The 17,018-nt window shown below is 46.2% G+C and carries 13 protein-coding genes; 7 read left to right on the forward strand and 6 right to left on the reverse strand.

The window, feature by feature from the left end:
* Window positions 1-17: 17 nt before the first annotated feature.
* From RJ41_RS13500 to RJ41_RS13510, 3 genes are all read right to left on the reverse strand, one after another.
* Window positions 18-2,135 carry a TonB-dependent receptor plug domain-containing protein gene (locus RJ41_RS13500; RefSeq protein ID WP_039221702.1) on the reverse strand — a complete coding sequence of 706 codons (2,118 nt, stop codon included), beginning with the start codon at window positions 2,133-2,135 and terminating at the stop codon, window positions 18-20.
* A gap of 71 nt (window positions 2,136-2,206) precedes the next feature.
* The gene (locus RJ41_RS13505; RefSeq protein WP_014951154.1) at window positions 2,207-2,617 is read right to left on the reverse strand and encodes a hypothetical protein; all 411 of its coding nucleotides are present in this window, start codon (window positions 2,615-2,617) and stop codon (window positions 2,207-2,209) included.
* A gap of 67 nt (window positions 2,618-2,684) precedes the next feature.
* Complete coding sequence (locus RJ41_RS13510) at window positions 2,685-3,965, reverse strand: sigma-54 interaction domain-containing protein (protein WP_039221707.1); 1,281 nt, start codon at window positions 3,963-3,965, stop codon at window positions 2,685-2,687.
* A gap of 155 nt (window positions 3,966-4,120) precedes the next feature.
* On the opposite strand from RJ41_RS13510, the gene RJ41_RS13515 reads away from it, so the two are divergent.
* The 6 genes from RJ41_RS13515 to RJ41_RS13540 all read left to right on the forward strand — a co-directional run bounded on the left by RJ41_RS13515 (window position 4,121) and on the right by RJ41_RS13540 (window position 11,577).
* Window positions 4,121-4,726, forward strand: a complete 606-nt coding sequence (locus RJ41_RS13515; protein WP_039221710.1) for a Tll0287-like domain-containing protein — start codon at window positions 4,121-4,123, stop codon at window positions 4,724-4,726.
* A 327-nt stretch (window positions 4,727-5,053) separates the two neighbouring features.
* Window positions 5,054-6,634, forward strand: coding sequence for a cytochrome ubiquinol oxidase subunit I (locus RJ41_RS13520; protein ID WP_039221713.1), 1,581 nt, complete (start codon window positions 5,054-5,056; stop codon window positions 6,632-6,634).
* Window positions 6,631-7,767, forward strand: a complete 1,137-nt coding sequence (gene cydB / locus RJ41_RS13525) for a cytochrome d ubiquinol oxidase subunit II (RefSeq protein WP_039221715.1) — start codon at window positions 6,631-6,633, stop codon at window positions 7,765-7,767. Before RJ41_RS13520 ends, cydB begins: the two co-directional genes overlap by 4 nt.
* A gap of 10 nt (window positions 7,768-7,777) precedes the next feature.
* On the forward strand, window positions 7,778-7,891 hold the full coding sequence (gene cydX / locus RJ41_RS18945) for a cytochrome bd-I oxidase subunit CydX (protein ID WP_014951149.1): 114 nt from the start codon (window positions 7,778-7,780) through the stop codon (window positions 7,889-7,891).
* A gap of 229 nt (window positions 7,892-8,120) precedes the next feature.
* Window positions 8,121-9,998 (forward strand): ATP-binding cassette domain-containing protein, encoded by a 1,878-nt coding sequence (locus tag RJ41_RS13535; protein ID WP_039221719.1) that lies wholly within the window; start codon window positions 8,121-8,123, stop codon window positions 9,996-9,998.
* Entirely contained in the window at window positions 9,988-11,577 is a 1,590-nt protein-coding gene (locus RJ41_RS13540; protein ID WP_039221721.1) for an ATP-binding cassette domain-containing protein, read from the forward strand. Before RJ41_RS13535 ends, RJ41_RS13540 begins: the two co-directional genes overlap by 11 nt.
* Before the next feature lie 19 nt (window positions 11,578-11,596).
* On the opposite strand, the gene RJ41_RS13545 is transcribed toward RJ41_RS13540, so the two are convergent.
* The 3 genes from RJ41_RS13545 to RJ41_RS13555 are packed head-to-tail and all read right to left on the reverse strand — an operon-like array spanning window position 11,597 to window position 15,545.
* Window positions 11,597-13,165 (reverse strand): sugar porter family MFS transporter, encoded by a 1,569-nt coding sequence (locus RJ41_RS13545; RefSeq protein WP_039221724.1) that lies wholly within the window; start codon window positions 13,163-13,165, stop codon window positions 11,597-11,599.
* A 1-nt stretch (window position 13,166) separates the two neighbouring features.
* Entirely contained in the window at window positions 13,167-14,168 is a 1,002-nt protein-coding gene (locus RJ41_RS13550) for a LacI family DNA-binding transcriptional regulator (RefSeq protein WP_039221726.1), read from the reverse strand.
* An 18-nt stretch (window positions 14,169-14,186) separates the two neighbouring features.
* Complete coding sequence (locus tag RJ41_RS13555; RefSeq protein ID WP_039221729.1) at window positions 14,187-15,545, reverse strand: GH1 family beta-glucosidase; 1,359 nt, start codon at window positions 15,543-15,545, stop codon at window positions 14,187-14,189.
* Window positions 15,546-15,750: 205 nt separating this feature from the next.
* On the opposite strand from RJ41_RS13555, the gene RJ41_RS13560 reads away from it, so the two are divergent.
* Complete coding sequence (locus RJ41_RS13560) at window positions 15,751-17,013, forward strand: sugar MFS transporter (RefSeq protein WP_039221730.1); 1,263 nt, start codon at window positions 15,751-15,753, stop codon at window positions 17,011-17,013.
* Window positions 17,014-17,018: the final 5 nt, after the last annotated feature.

Consider the following 17,018-nt stretch of genomic DNA (forward strand, 5'->3'; position numbering starts at 1 on the left):
GTTTGAGTTTTAAACGGTTAGAACCTGTAGCTCAGCGATAAATGCCACTCTCGCCCCGCAGCGGGTACTCGCTCACCTACTGCAACGTCAGTATTCATCACGCGGTTAATTCCGGCTGTGTGTGTGGCGTAATGTTTATCAAACAGGTTATGAACGGTTGCCGTTACCTGAAGGTTTGAATGTGCGTTATCTACAAAGGTGAAAAGCCCCGTAATATGCACCAATCCATATCCAGCGGTAGTGTTTTCACTTTGTAGCGCTGAAACGTGGTTTTGTGCTCCTGCCAATTCTGACGTTAGTTGCAGCGCCATTGGCGCATTAAGTAGCTGTGTATCCCACTGAATGGTGGTGATTAGCTGTTCGGGGGCAATACGAAACAACGCATCGTCGATATCGTCGCGATTACCGTGCTGAACACTTGCTACTGCGTTAAGCCTCACGTTATCAAGCAGGTTACCCGAAACAGTCAAATCTGCTCCTTTGATTACGGCGTCTGTATTAGTCCATTGAAATGGTATTGTGCCTGCCATCATGGTAGAGACCATATTGGCCGCCATATTCGTGCTGGGAGAGCCTGTAATATAGTCTTGAATGTCCTGATAAAAGAGGCGAGGAGAAACTGACCAGCTTTTGAAACGGTAATCAATACCCACATCTATCTGGCGTGCGGTTTCGTTGTCTAAAGTCAGGTTACCGATGTAGTTAAACCCGTCTGCCATGCCCCCAGAAATGCCAAGAGGTAGCCACGTATAGCGTTCGTAGTAAGTAGGAGCACGGTTTTTCTGCGATACCCCAAGGATAATATCGACATTGTCGCTGGCGTGATATCGCGTGCTGGCGGCAACGTCCAACATGCTGTAGCTTTTATCGCGCTCAGCGGCGTTAAAATCATCAACGAGTTTGGCAATGGCAGGGTTCATCATAACCATATTAGAACCAGCTAGCCCGGCATCCATGTCAACACGTGTATATCGGGTACCAATTGTTGTTGAAAAAGATGCTTTATCTTGCTGCCATTCGGTGTACACACTGGCCGTGTCTTTTTCTGCATTGGTAAAGTTATCAACGAAGAACATGCCGTTATTAGGGTTGGTGATGGTTGAGTTATTCCTGCTGTGGTGCAGATAGGCACCCAGTTTGAGGTCACCTTCATAAAATGGCATTACATAGGTGGCATCTACACCTTGAGCAATAGCATCAGCATTATTCTTTCTCGCCATGTCGGCAGACATCACCATGCGCTGTGAGAAATTGTCCATGGCATGTTGGTTACTGTTGCCAAACCAGCTTAACGTGAAGAACTCCCTATCGTTTGCGTTATAGCGATAGCCCAGTCGATACCAAGCAGCATCAATAAAACCAATGTCCATGGCTAAAGCAGGCGTGCCGCTTTCGTTAGTATTAAGTTGCTGATAACTCACATCGACTTGGTGATTGCCCCACTCGACGCCCGCCCTAAACTTACCGCCATTTCTTTGGTAATGGCTGTTTGGTATAACGCTGTTATCTCCCGACTCTTGTTCGTCGCGCTGCTGATGAGTGAAGGCGCCGCTAACAAATGCCTGCTCACTCTTATAAAACACATTGCCTTGGTATTGCTGACCGCTCCCCGGAGATATTGCGTTGGCACTTACGCTACCGCTAAAGCCTGTGTTTAAGTCAAAAAGTGCTGAGGCATCAGAGTGAATGCGAAGCTTTCCGCCTAACGTTTGCACACCTGCACTTACAGGTACAATTCCTCGGTAAAGGGTGGCAGTCAGCCCTGGTTCTGGCAGTACATGAGAAAGGGGCGAGTCCATGGCGTTTGGCCCGGCACCAGTTATATCGACGCCATCAATGCTTACGCCAACTCTGTCACCATAAAGTCCTCTATACTGAATAAGCCCTGTCACCGGGCCGTTTCGAGATATCGACACGCCAGGTAATGTGGCAAGCTGATCGCCGAAGTCAGCGTCAATATTGCTGGTAGCACTAACAGACTCTTGCTCGATATTTTGCGTGCTAAGGGAAAGCGGTGTGCCAATAACGGTGACCACTTCTGTCGAAGTGTTATCGGCCAAGTCGATGGTGTTTGCGTAAATGTGTACGGGCGCGCACGCAGTGAATACGGCAAGCGCAATGATAGATTGCTTCATAACAATTCCATTTTAAAAAACGAGTGTTGTGCATGGTGAAGGCATGCATGTTCAGTGTGTTTTGGAGTTTGTTATGCGTGTGGTGGGGCACGACTTAGCGGCGCCGCGTAAGCAAAATCTGTAAAGGGCTTAGCCGCTAAACGCGCGACTAAAGCGCGATAGCGAACCAGCGATAGTAAAGGTAATGTGGCATGTAATGGCTCGTCAACCTGAGGTAAGTCGGCTAACGTGCCATTGGTACAGTCAACGTGCTCGGCGGGTGCTTTGAGCAGTTCGGGGCTAACAAAAACGAACTCACCTTCAAACTCAGTGGCGCTAATTGAAATGTAGCGCATGGTCTTGCCAGTACAAATAAGTTCAATATCTTCACCTACAAACGCACGTGCTTGCTGCATAGTATGGGCAGCAAGGCCAAGTGCTAATGCATTTTGCAAAAGCATACAAAGGCAAAGTGTTAGTGTAAGTAGGCGTCTTAAAGTCATTTTTCTTTATCTGGTTAGCGCCTTTTATCATAGCCTGCGTTTTGGTAATTTTTCTACCTATTATTTTTTAAGTATCTCCAACCCCCGCTTTTTTCAGCTTTCTGTAAAGTGTACGGGTACTCACTCCCAGCGCTTGTGCAAGTTGCTGGGTATCGCCTTCAAAAGACGTGTAAACCTGACGTAAGTATTGGCGTTCCATTTCGTCTAAGGTCACAACGTTACCGTGAGATGACAAGGCATCATTGATAGCATCAGAGCTAATGTTATCGAGCTCGGGTAAGTCTGTATCGTAAATAACGCTTTCATCAGCCAGTAAAATAGCTTGGTCTACAATGTTTTTGAGTTCGCGAATATTGCCTGGGAACGGGTAGTTGGTTAGTTTTTCTAGCGCGTTTTTATGAAACCGTTTTTTCTCTTTAGACATTGCCAAAAAGTGGGCTGCTATCAGCGCTATATCTGACTTTCTTTGTCTTAAAGAAGGCAGATTGATAGGAAAGCCGGCAATACGGTAGTACAGGTCCTGTCTGAATTCGCCCGTTTCCACCATATGCTTTAGATTTTTGTGTGTTGCACACACTAAACGAAAGTTAGCCTTTTTAGAGTCTACACTTCCTACTGGACGATAAGTTTGCGACTCGAACAACCTCAGTAGCTTTACCTGTGTTGAAAGTGGAATATCACCCACTTCATCAAAAAATAATGTGCCGCCTTCCGCTGTTTCTATGAGTCCTTTCTTGTTTGTGGTTGCGCCAGTAAACGCACCTTTTTCATAACCGAATAGCTCGCTCTCAAGTAGGGTGTCAGACATGCCGGTACACTCGATGATAACAAATGGTTTGCCAGCACGGTGACTACTCGAGTGAAGTGCTTGGGATACCAGCTCTTTACCCGTGCCGGTTTCGCCAAACAGTAGTACTGAAATATCTGAGTTAGCGGCGCGATTTATTTTGTTGAGCATTGCTTTGAATACTTCTGATTCACCCACCATTTTCCCTGCTGAAGGTTGGTTTGAGGCAAACGACAGCTTATCAAGTATTTCCAAGTAGCCTAATAACTCTCCGCTACCGTCGAAGATCGGGCGCATGAGAATGTCGCAGTAGCTTTGACCCTCACTGGTGGTATGAACGTGTACTACGCTAGCCGCTCGTCCTGTGGCTTTACTCTCTTGCATGGGGCAATGCTCGCCGCACTTATCGCAAGGTTTGCTGTTGCGGTGAGAGACTTGATAGCAGGTACTGAAGCCAAGCTTTATATCTACAGGGTAGGTGTCTCTGTATGGCTGGTTAACAGCTTCAATAGCGTAGCTTGGGTTAATGAAGATTGCGGGTTTATCTATCGCATCTATCATCGCTTGTACTATGGATATATTCATGGGTGGCTGAACATTAGTTTGTTCTAATTTGATTTTGGCAATTTATCATATTGGCATAGAGCTTGTTCACTGTTTGAGACAAACGGCAATACTTCGGTAGCAACTCATTCAATTCCAAAGAGAGTTTTATAATGAAAAATAGCGTAATGCTGGTGGCGATAAGCTTATTGGCAAGTAGTGCTCATTCATTGGCAGATACAGTGACTGCCAATGAGCAACAAAGTGAAAACAGTGTACAGGAAAAAGTCAAAGAAGCGCGATTACACGCAAAAGCACTGGGAGGCGCGCTAAAGTCACGACTACAGCAAGCAATTCAATCCGGAGGGCTAGAGGCTGGCGTTAACGAATGCCAGATTGCAGCGGCTCCTATTGCTCTGGCGCTTAGTCAAAATGGTTGGGAGGTCGGGCGTACCGCGCTAAAAGTAAGAAACCCAAACAATGCGGCAGATCGTTGGGAGCGTGAGCAGCTAGCGTGGTTTTCACAATTACTGACCAAAGCTAAGCAAGACAATTTGACCCCTAAAAGACCTATTGAAACTTATCAATACGATAGCGAAAGCGGTGAGTTTAGGTACATGATGGCGATTGAACAAGGGCAAGTATGTATGGCATGCCACGGAGCCAATCTGGCACCGTCAGTAAAGCACGCCATTTTAGAACACTATCCCAATGATCAAGCTACAGGGTTTGAATTGGGTGATTTACGAGGTGCATTCACAATCACATATACACCCTAACGCGCCCTATTCTCTACCTCTCAATGTTCACCTACGTGACCTTTCTTTTGTGCCATATTTGTCATTTGAGTGACAAATATGGCGCATTGTTCACCATTAATTGTTGCGTTGGATCAATAAGCCAAACTCCCGGTCGTGGAATAATTTATCCGCACAGTACGAAAATACCGCCGTTCATCGGTAATTGGGCTTGAGCAGCCAAATCACAGATGTATGGCATAAACCGTGCTCTTGCCATGCGGCATATTCATGTGTTCATCACTGAATTTTAAACCACTTTTTCTGCTAAGCGCTTAACGCGCACACGAAATACAAGGGAGATAACCCATGAGCGATACGTTAATAGAACTATCGCGGTGGCAATTTGCATTAACTGCAATGTTCCACTTTATATTTGTACCCTTAACTTTGGGGCTTAGTTTCTTACTTGCCATTATGGAATCGGTATACGTAATGACGGGTAAAGAAATTTATAAGCAGATGACCCAGTTCTGGGGAAAGCTGTTTGGAATTAACTTTGCCATTGGTGTAGCCACAGGCTTAACCATGGAATTCCAGTTTGGAATGAACTGGTCGTATTATTCTCACTACGTAGGCGATATCTTCGGCGCGCCACTTGCCATCGAAGGTCTAATGGCCTTTTTCCTGGAATCTACCTTTGTGGGGTTGTTCTTCTTTGGCTGGGACAAAATGTCAAAGGTGAAGCATCTTATGGCGACTTGGCTGGTGGCCATTGGTTCAAACTTCTCTGCACTGTGGATCTTGATTGCTAACGGATGGATGCAATACCCAGTAGGCGCTGAATTTAATTTTGAAGCCATGCGTATGGAAATGACCAGCTTTGCTGAGGTCATTTTTAACCCCGTAGCACAGGTCAAATTTGTTCACACTGTATCAGCAGGCTATGTTACCGGCGCAATGTTTGTGTTGGCAATTTCAAGTTACTACCTGCTTAATCATAAGCATATCGCCTTTGCGCGCCGTTCGTTCGCCATAGCTGCTAGCTTTGGCCTAGCCTCAACGCTTTCTGTGATCGTGCTAGGTGATGAAAGTGGTTATGAGCTTGGTGATGTACAAAAAGTGAAGCTGGCAGCAGTTGAAGCTGAGTACGAAACCCATCCTGCACCTGCGCCGTTTACTGTGTTTGGTATTCCAAACGACGAGAAGCAGGAAACCGAGTACGCCCTTCAAATTCCTTGGGCAATGGGCATTATTGCTACCCGTTCGTTAACCGAAGAAGTAAAAGGTATTAAGGATCTTAAAGAAGAGAATCGCGAGCGTATTTTAAGCGGAATTAAAGCCTATGAAGTGCTTGATGATGTAAGAAACGGCACCGCGACAGCTGAGCAACGTACTGCCTTCGACCAAAATAAAGACAGTTTGGGCTACGCTATGTTGCTAGAGCCTTTCACTGAGAACGTTTCAAATCCTTCTGATGCAGCGCTTCAACAGGCAGTAGATTACAGCATTCCGCCGGTTGCCCCATTGTTTTGGAGTTTCCGCCTTATGGTTGTGGCTGGCTTTATTATGCTTGCGCTATTTATGTGCGCCTTTTACTACAGCACTAAACACAAGATTACGAAGCCACGCTGGTTATTAAAAAGCGCGCTCTACGGCTTACCGCTTCCTTGGATTGCTTGTGAGGCTGGCTGGTTTGTCGCTGAATATGGCCGCCAGCCATGGTCAATTGCAGAGGTGCTTCCGGTGCATACGTCGGTATCTAACCTCGCGGTAAGCGATGTGGTAATAACCCTAGTAGCCTACAGTGCTTTCTACACCGGCATGTTCATTATTGGTTTTTACTTAATGAAGAAGTTTGCCAAAAAAGGGCCAGTTCCACCTGAAGATAAGCAGTCTGACACTGAATTAGATCTTATTGACCTTGATGAGCAAGGAGCAAAAGCATGATTGATTATGAACTACTGAGAGTCATTTGGTGGTGCTTGGTTGGCGTTCTGCTAATTGGCTTCGCGGTTACTGATGGCTTCGATTTGGGCGTTGGAGCACTGCTCACGCTTATTGGTAAAAATGACAAAGAACGTCGCGTAATGATAAACACGGTAGGCCCGCATTGGGATGGCAACCAAGTTTGGTTTATCACCGCAGGTGGCGCTATTTTCGCTGCGTGGCCGATGATTTACGCCACTGCGTTTTCTGGTTTTTACTTAGCGCTGGCCCTTACCTTAATTGCCCTTTGGATGCGCCCGATAGGCTTTGATTACCGCAGTAAATTACCTAACCCGCAGTGGCGTAAAGCGTGGGATTGGGCGTTATTTGCTGGCGGTATTATCCCAGCCCTTATCTTTGGTGTGGCGTTTGGTAACCTGCTGTTGGGCGTACCGTTTGAAATGGACAGCACGCTTAAATCAACCTACACAGGCTCGTTCTTTGGCCTTTTAACACCGTTTGCGCTGGTGGCAGGACTGCTTTCAGTGGCTATGTTGCTGAACCACGGTGCAACCTGGCTACAAATGAAAACCGATGGCTTTATTGAAGTTCGCGCACGTGCAGTATCGGTTGTGTTAAGCCTGACTGGTGTAACGCTATTTGTACTTGCAGGTCTGTGGGTAGCATTTGGATTAGATGGCTTCGTGATTACCTCGTCAATTGACACCATTGCTACGTCAAATCCACTTAAGAAAGAGGTTGCTATTGAAGCTGGGGCTTGGATGAGCAACTACAGCAAATACCCCCTTATGATGGCAGCACCTGTGTTGGGCATTATTGCGGGTTTGGCCTGTGCGCTTTTCTCTAAGAAGGGTAATGCAGGTATGGCGTTTGTATCGAGTGCGTTATTTATAGCAGGCGTTATCTTAACGGCTGGCTTCTCTATGTTCCCATTTCTAATGCCAAGCATCACTATGCCAGAGGCGAGCTTAACGGTTTGGGACGCAACGTCTAGCCATATGACGCTCAACGTAATGTTTATCGTTGCCTGTATCTTTGTGCCTATTGTACTTAGCTACACGGCCTATAGCTTTTACGTAATGCGCGGGCGTATTAAAAATGAAGACCTTGACCAGTCTCACACCATTTATTAAGGAGAACGCTATGTGGTATTTCGCTTGGATTTTAGGAGTTTTACTGGCGTGCTCTTTTGGCATTATCAACGCCATGTGGTTGGAGTCGACGGAAAATATGGATAGGCCCGAAGACCAAGAGTAGAAGCGGAGGTAGGCTGGCCGAAGAACACGCCGTGAACCCGTCCTTGGGGGCTTTTCAGCAGCGTCCCTGCTGCTGAAGGTTTGAAAACGGGTGAACACCGAGTCATCAGTTTAGTTGGCAGGTGTTGGAGCGTTCTTGCAGCCAGCCCACCACGACTTCGAAAAGAATGAAAAAAAATGCGAGATTTGCTCTCGTTACTAAGTAACGAAAAAGATGAGTCAAAACCACAGTGATCAAAGAAAAAGTTCCCAACCGGCAAACGCTCAACGCGTGGTCCAATAAGATAGATAAGGCGCAGTCGCTTGGCTTGCGTACCTCTCTTATGGCCCTAGTAATGGTTAAGTGTTTGTCGCTTTTTTCTTTGATTATTGGGTTCTATTGTTTTTCACATATTGCTCATGACTGGGTAGTAAACCAGACTCCTGCAACAGCGAGTGATGTCACAGGACTTGCCGTTTCTCTGGGGCTTAGCTGGCTGCTACAAGGCGCATTCAATGCCTTATCTAGTAGTGCAAGAATGCAGGTGTTAAACAAGCTCGAACAGCACCTACAACACGTATTCATTGAGCGTCAACATGCGCTTATTCGACTGCACTCGGTTTACTATTGGCAAACGTTGTGGCTACAGCACTTACAGGCTTTTGCCGACTGGGCACTTGAATATCGAGTGCAGCAATTGATTGCAGTTGTTGTCCCATTATTTGCTTTAGCCGTTATCTTTTATGTGAACCCCGTTATAGGGATTGGCCTACTGCTTACATTGCCAGTAGTGCCACTTTTTATGATTATTGTGGGTAAAGGGGCGGCAGCCCTTCATCGAAAGCACTTTATCGCCCTTGAACGTTTGGGAAGTTTATTTACTGATAGGTTAGCTGCATTGCCTATGCTGACTAGCTATCAGGCGCATCAAAAGCAAACTGCCCTGCTAAAAGATGCCAGTGAAAACTTGAATGCGCGTACTATGAAAGTAGTGAGCGTAGCCTTTTTGTCCAACAGCGTGCTCGACTTCTTCGCAACACTCGCGGTTGCACTTACGGCAGTATTTATTGGTTTTTCACTGTTAGGTGAATTGAGTCTAGGGCCGGAAATAACGCTCCAGCAAGGCTTATGGATATTGCTGACCGTACCTTTGTTGCTAAGTGAAATGAAAAAGTTGGGGCAGGTATACCATCAGAAGGCGCAAGCAGAAGCAGCCAAAACTGAGCTCGCGCCGTTATTCTCGTGCTTCACGCAAAATCTTGATGATAGTGCTGTGAACGCGGTTAACACTGCCACAACCCACTATCATTTATCAGAACCCAGTGTATTGCTAACGGCTAACAATCTTAAGGTCTATGACATTAACGCCGGGCAAACTCACTCACAAAGCTCTCACGCTACAACGGCTGTTGATGAGCCGTCTGTGCTTTTGCACGCTGAATCTCTAGAAGTATCAAAGGGCGACAAAATACTTATTAGCGGGCGCTCAGGTTCGGGTAAAACACTGTTATTAGAAGCCCTAGGTGGTCAAAGACCTAGCACACATACATTCAGTGAACCTGTAATTTGGATAACCCAGCACCCCGTGATTACGCCAGGTACCGTGCGTGAGAACTTGTGTTTAAACGACAGCTATACAGACGACGCGCTTATGAAAGCGCTAGAAGCAGTAGAGCTTGACGCGTGGCTGTCGTTGTTGCCTTTGGGGCTTGATACGGTAATGACTGATTATCCGCTGCTTTCAGGTGGAGAAGCGCAACGGCTGTCGCTAGCGAGAGCGCTGTTGCGCAAAGACAATATATGGTTGCTCGATGAACCCACGGCCCATTTACCTGATGCTCAGCACACAAGATTGGCACAGCTAATTGAACGTTTGGGTAAAGATAAAACACTAATTTGGGCTTCTCACAAAGCACTCCCTGCAAACTGGTTTAACCGCTTTTGGACGGTATCGAGAAGCACGCCCGAACAAGACGCCATTTCCAACTCAAAGTCAAAATCAGAGGCAGGGCTTAAAAGCAAACTAGGCGCATTACAAGACGAGCACCTACAAGGCTGTAGCAGTGTGACGGCAACGAGCTCTAAGGCGAATGCCAATCAAAAGGAGTGTGGCCTTGATGAAAAGTAAACCGGCTTACCTCACGCTGCTGCTTGCTCTTTTACACGGTGTGGCAGGAATAACCATTCTCGTTATTTCTTCGTGGTTCATCGCTATCAGTGCTATTGCACCTGTAGGTTTTAACTACGTTATTCCGGCGGTGGTCATTCGCGCGCTAGCGCTACTTCGCATAGCATCTGGGTATGCCAGTATGTGGGTGGGGCACAACGATTTACTTGCGCGTATCGCAGGTGTGCGACTACGTGTTTTTAGGCAACTTGAAAACAGTAAAATTACCGACAAAGCCTTCACCACAGAAGCGTTAGCACAGCACACCGAAGAGCTTGCCAGCCGTTGGATTGCATGGATAGCTCCGCTTTCTAACATTACATTTATATTCACAAATCTTTGCGTTGTTGCAGTATGGTTTAACCTTCCCAGTACCTCATTTTTAATTACGCTTTTTGCTATTTGGTTAGTGGCAGTGGTGGTACAAGGCTTAGGTGCACTCAATATTGCCAAACGAGTAACGACAGAAAATAAGGCATTTCGCCAGCAATCAGCCGACTTTCTTAATTGCAGCGCTATATGGCACTTAAATAAAGCAATGAACAACATGCCAAAGGAAGAGGGAAGGCATGTGATCAATAGTGTGCCGAGTGCTGACAGGGTGTGGCGACAACAAACTACGCAGAAAGACAAAGCTTTACGCGCGAGCTGGTGGTTTCAAGGCGCGGCATTTTTTGCGGTAGTGTTAGTTATGTCGGGCGCAGTTAGTCCAATATCTGACTTTTCGTATATGCCTATTGCTATTGTTGTGCCCATGATATTGATGGCTGCGCCTGATTGGGCTGGTGCAGCTTTTCACAGCATTACCAAGTTTGCACAGCACAAACAAAGCGCGAAGGCCCTTAAAAATCTCAAAACCTCACCCATTAAACTACTTGAACGCACCGAACTGCACCATTCACTCACGTTATCTGGCTATACTGCTAAAAATAGACGCTTACCTTTGGTTAGCGCTACATTTCCAGCCACTGGCATCGTATGCATATCCGGGCCGTCAGGCTGTGGTAAGTCATCCTTGCTTCAGTCAATTGCTGGAGTGCTGCCATCTACAGGCATTAAAGAGGTAGATGGCATGCGTATACCCGATGGCTTAATTACAAACTGGCGCTATGTGGAACAAGAGCCAATAGTACTTTCTGGCAGTGTCTCTTCAAATTTAGACCCTGCCGGAATGGGTATTCCCCTTGATGACATGACTAACCTGTTAGCTCAATTAGGGCTAGAGGCACTGTTGCCGTTGTCTATGTGGGTTGGCAAGGCGGGTAGGACGCTCTCTGGGGGAGAGCGTAAGCGACTAGCCTTAGCGCGCGCTATTTTATCTCACGCAAAAGTGTTGCTTGTTGATGAACCCTTCGAGGGCTTGGATGTGACTACTCAGCATAAAGTGTGTGAGGTATTAAATCGCTACGCTGCCAACCATCTCATCCTAGTTGCTTCTCACGTTACGCCAAGCGCGTTAAATGTATCATCAACACTACTATTAGAAGAGGCGAGAATGGATAACCTTTGTGCAGGTCAGCATGCTATCAGGTTGCCTTAATATACAGGATTGACCTCAGCTAAGCGGATCGCTCAAATTCTTCCGTGATTTCTTCCAACGTTCTTCCTTTTGTTTCTGGGAAGAACTTAGCAACTAATATCAGGCTGACTAAGGCAAACACGCCGTAAATTGCAAACGTGGCCGCGGCTCCCAAGTTGGCCAACTCCCAAGGGAAAACAACTTGAACTAGAAAACTGGTGAGTGAATTCACCATGCCCACTAATGAAATAGCCAAAGCGCGGGTTTGATTCGGAAAAATTTCAGCAAGCATTGCCCACATCACAGGGCCAAGGGACATCGCGAACGAAGCAACAAACGCAATGATGCCAAACAACACTAAAGGTGCATTCATATTAATACTGCTAGTTAGCAATGGTTGCTGATATGCATCGTATTCGTCGCTGGTAAGTGTGGTCTTTAGCGTGCGCTTAAACTCGACGTCTGAATAATAAGTATCGTTGGTTAATGATGTTAGCTTTATTGCCACACTCGGCGCGTCTAGCTGTATTTCGCTTATGGCCGTTTGCTGTACTTGATATGTCGCCTGTTTAAAGCCATAGGTACAAATAGACATGCTGATCACTACGCCAGTTAAGCCAATCAGCAGCAGCGGTTTTCTTCCCCATCTATCAATGGTCAGCATAGCGACTACGGTAAATGCTACGTTAACCAAGCCAATCCATACAGCCTGCATAAATGCCGCATTGGTACCTACACCGCTTTGTTCAAAAATCGTGGGCGCGTAAAAAAAGATAACGTTAATGCCGGTAATTTGCTGAGCAATGGCAATAATAATGCCGACCATTAACGGAAATCGCATGGCCTTTGCTTTTAGAAAGCCCAGGCGTTCACGAAAAGGCCACGACTTTTCTTTAAGTGAAGACGCTATATCTTCAACAAGAGCGCTGGCTTGGGCTTTGTCAAATAAGCGGTTTATAACCTGTTCGGCTTCCTCGTGTTGGCATTTTAGTACCAGCCACCTGGGGCTACGCGGAATAGTAAACAGTAAACCAAACCATAGTGCAGCGGGAATAACCTCCAAGCCCAGCATGTAGCGCCACAAATGCGTATCTATACCCCATTCAGTAACCCAACCTGCACCGCTATTGCTGAGCTGCAACAGGTAATAGTTGGTGAAATAGGATAGGGCGAAGCCAAATACAATATTTAGCTGGTTCACCGACACCATTTTGCCTCGGTTTTCTGGAGCGCTTATTTCCGAAATATACAGTGGGGCAATGATCAGCGAACAAAACGCAATGCCGCCGATAAAGCGAGAAAGCACTAATAGTTCGAAATTAGGGGCTAAGGCTGAGCCGACAGAAGAAAGCAGGTAAAGGAAAGCGACAAGAATGAGGGCTTTGCGCCTGCCAATAGCGTCGCTAACGCCGCCGGCAAATAGCATGGCTATTAGCGCGCCTAGTGTCGGTGAGCTTACGACGAAGCCTTGCTGCCAATCGCTTAGGTTAAATTCGGCATCGATAAAGCCATTGGCTCCTGCTATTACACTGGCATCGAAGCCAAAAATAAACCCTCCAAGAGAGACAATGAGTGTGTAATACAGCGACGGAGACAGGGCTTTATTCATTTTATAATTTGCCTAATGTGTCCCTATTTACTACTTCGGGTTCAAATAAGTGCTCAATAGGAATAGGGCTTTTTATGTCATAAACATGTTGTAGCACCCAATAAGCAGCCATTTCTCCCATAGCGTGAATAGGGTTATTAATGGTAGTGAGTTTTGGATAAAGGTAGCGCGAAAACAGTACGTTATCGAAGCCAATGATAGAAAGCTGTGACGGTATATCAAAACCCGCTTCTCTTGCGGCGGTCATTGCGCCAGAGGCCATTTCGTCGTTAGCACATACCAATGCGGTAAAGTCAGAGAATGTTTTCTGAAGATGCTGCATACCTTCTTGGCCTGATGACTCGTGGAAATCGCCTTCAAAGACGCTCGTTTCATCAAAAGTTAGCCCTGCTTCTTGTAGCGCTCTTTTGTGACCTGCCAGACGATCGCTCGCATCCTTTTTAAATAGCGGGCCGCTAATGTACGCAATCTTTTTATGGCCAGCATCAATAGCGGCTTTCGTTGCCATGTAACCGCCTCTTTCGTTGTCCACAACAAAGCAGTTCTCGTCGAGAGCGTCCACTTTTCGGTTTATCACAACAACGGGGATCTTACTGTCTACTAGTGTTTTTAAGTAGTCATCGGAGACGGCTTCAGCGTGAAGAATCAAGGCATCGCAACGGCGGCTTTTTAAAAACTCAATAGCTTCGTGCTCGCGCTTTTCATCCACATGACCGGCGGTAATAATAACGTGCTTACCATTTTGTTTTAGCACATGTTCTACCGTACTCATCAGGTCGCCAAAGTAAGAGCCGTGCAGTTCTGATACGAGCAAACCGACGCTGTTAGTGCGGTTTGATGCAAGAGATTGCGCAATAGCATTGGGCTGGTATCCCAACGATGCCATAGCATCCTCTACTTTTTTGCGGGTGCGCTCGCTTACCTTCGCGTTGCCATTCATAACGCGAGAAACGGTAGCTAACGAAACACCTGCGGCCTCTGATACTTGGTAAATTGTTGCCATACGGTTTGGTACTTGTCCTTATTTGATACCGCTAATGTACCCATTTATCCGGCTCTTAACCAGTTTTGAATAAGCCAAAGCGCTTTGTTTTGGCGTACGTTTTTGGGTTGCGTAGTCGACATAAACTATGCCGAAACGCTTTGAATAGCCCAGTGCCCACTCAAAGTTGTCCATTAGGCTCCATGCAAAATATCCGCGTATGTCTACGCCTTTTTCTATTGCTTCATTTACCGCATTTAAATGGGTGTGGAAGTAGGCGGTACGCCCATTGTCCAACACTTCCCCATCTATGAGCTCATCATCCATTGCTGCTCCGTTTTCAGTGATATAGATAGGCGGTAAATCGTAGCGTTGGTGCAAATCAACAAGCAGCTCGGTAAAGGCATCAGGAGTGATTTCCCAGCCCATTGCGGTTAATTCGGTTGTGGCTGGAGGCACAATTTCAAACCAACCATTGCCATCACTTTGATACACAGTGCGGGTGTAATAATTAATGCCTAAGTAATCGATTGGTTGGCAAATTATAGCCATATCACCTTCCGCAATGTCGGGCCTAACGTCGGGAGCGAGCTTATCGATAATGTCTGGATATTTGCCTTCAATAATAGGTTTTAAATACCATTGGTTTTGGTAATCATCGGCGAGTTTGGCGGCGTGTATGTCTTCCGGTGAATCACTTTTTGTATGGCAATTGCTAAAGTTAAGTACGATACCGTTTTGGCTTTTTGGGCAAACTCGGTTAAGCACTTTCAACGCTAAACCGTGAGCAAGCAATAAGTGATGCGCGGCCTTTCGGCCATTTGCCATGCCTGTCTTTCCAGGTGCATGAATGCCTGTCTCATAACCCAAATAGGCTGAACAAAATGGCTCGTTTAATGTCGCGTAGGAGTGGACTTTTTCGCCCAACGCGTTTGCTACGGCTTCAGCATATTTTTCGAATGCATAGGCTGTATTGCGATTAAGCCAGCCACCGTTGTCTTCAAGGTGTTGCGGTAAATCCCAGTGATAAAGCGTCACGAACACTTTCATGCCGCGCTTGATAACTTCATTGACTAAGTTTATGTAAAAGCGCATGCCCACTTCGTTTACGCTACCGTCCTGTTTCATCACTCGCGGCCACGAGATAGACAGTCTATAAGCATCAACACCGAGAGAATCAATTAGCTCTACATCTTGTTTCCACAAATCTACGTGGTTACAGGCAATGTCACCATTAGTGGCATCAGTAATGGCATTTTTCTTTTCGCAGAACGTGTCCCAAATACAATCTAATCTTCCTTTTCTGTCTCCCTCTATTTGGAAGCTTGATGTAGCCACACCAAACAAAAAGTCTTTCGACAACATCATTGAGTTGGATGGAAGGTTAATTTCTTGCATCGTGGAAATGTCCTGACTATAACAATTTCTTCATATTAACCCTGCGTTAGACAGAGCAAATAACATCATATTTACATTGAATTCGATTACGCTTCGTGTAATTATCTCTCAAATGTAAGCGCTTACAAAATTATTTGCAGTTATATGTAAGCGCTTTCAAATGTAAATTTATCATTAAATAGAAAAATAGCAACAGAGGTTATTCGTGGACACACCAGTGCAGCCTAATATTTCAAGCGCCCAAGAGGCAGAGGCAAACGGTGGATACCGTTTTGCGCTTATCTCACTCACTACGCTGTTCTTCATGTGGGGGTTTATTACCTGTTTGAATGACATCCTTATTCCTTACTTAAAAGGTGCATTCAACCTTAGCTTCACACAAGCAATGCTGATTCAGTTTTGCTTTTTTAGTGCCTATTTCATTGTGTCACTGCCTGCAGGCATGGTGGTGTCGCGCATTGGTTACCAGAAAGGTATTGTACTTGGGCTCGCTATAGCCTGCGTGGGGTGCTTGCTTTTCTTCCCCGCTGCATCAAGTCAAATATACGGTATTTTTCTGTTAGCTCTTTTTGTATTAGCGTCTGGTATAACCGTACTTCAGGTGTCTGCCAACCCTTATGTAACGGCACTCGGCGACCCTAAAACTGCCTCGTCACGACTCACCATGACCCAAGCATTTAACGCTTTTGGTACAACCGTGGCTCCCTTCTTCGGTTCTTATCTTATATATGGCGCTACAGGAGAGCACGGAGGCGGTACGCCAAGCGCTTCAGACGTGCAAGTGCCTTACCTAATTCTTGCTGCATCACTGCTTCTTCTGGCTCTTATTTTCATGTACTTAAAGCTGCCGAAGCTAAATCACACCAGCGCAAGCACTGGAGTATTTAAAGGAGGTGCATGGCATCACAAGCACCTTGTTTTAGGCGCTGTCGGCATTTTTATGTATGTCGGCGCGGAAGTGGCTATTGGCAGCATGCTGGTGAATTATCTAGCGAGTCCGGCGGTTGGCGGATTAAGCGAGGCAGGGGCTGCCAAGCTACTTGCTTACTACTGGGGAGGCGCGATGGTAGGGCGCTTTATCGGTGCTGTGGTCATGCAAAAAATCTCGGGTGGCTACGTGCTGGCGTTTAACGCTTGTATGGCTATTGCGCTTATTTTGCTATCACTTTCAAGCACAGGAGACATAGCGCTATGGAGCATTTTGGGAGTAGGTTTGTTTAACTCAATCATGTTCCCTACCATTTTTAGTCTTGCACTTCACCAGCTAGGAAAAGACACCCCACAAGGTTCAGGCATCCTTTGTTTAGCCATAGTTGGCGGTGCCATTATTCCACTGCTTCAAGGCATGCTTGCAGACACCGTCGGCGTTACGCTGTCATTTTTACTACCCGCTTCTTGCTACCTTTACATTGCCTACTATGGCCTTGTAGGAAGTCGCGTATCTCACATTAATACCACTGAAAAGTAACGAGG

The sequence above is a fragment of the Alteromonas marina genome, from assembly GCF_000808575.1.
Lineage (GTDB): Bacteria > Pseudomonadota > Gammaproteobacteria > Enterobacterales > Alteromonadaceae > Alteromonas > Alteromonas marina_A.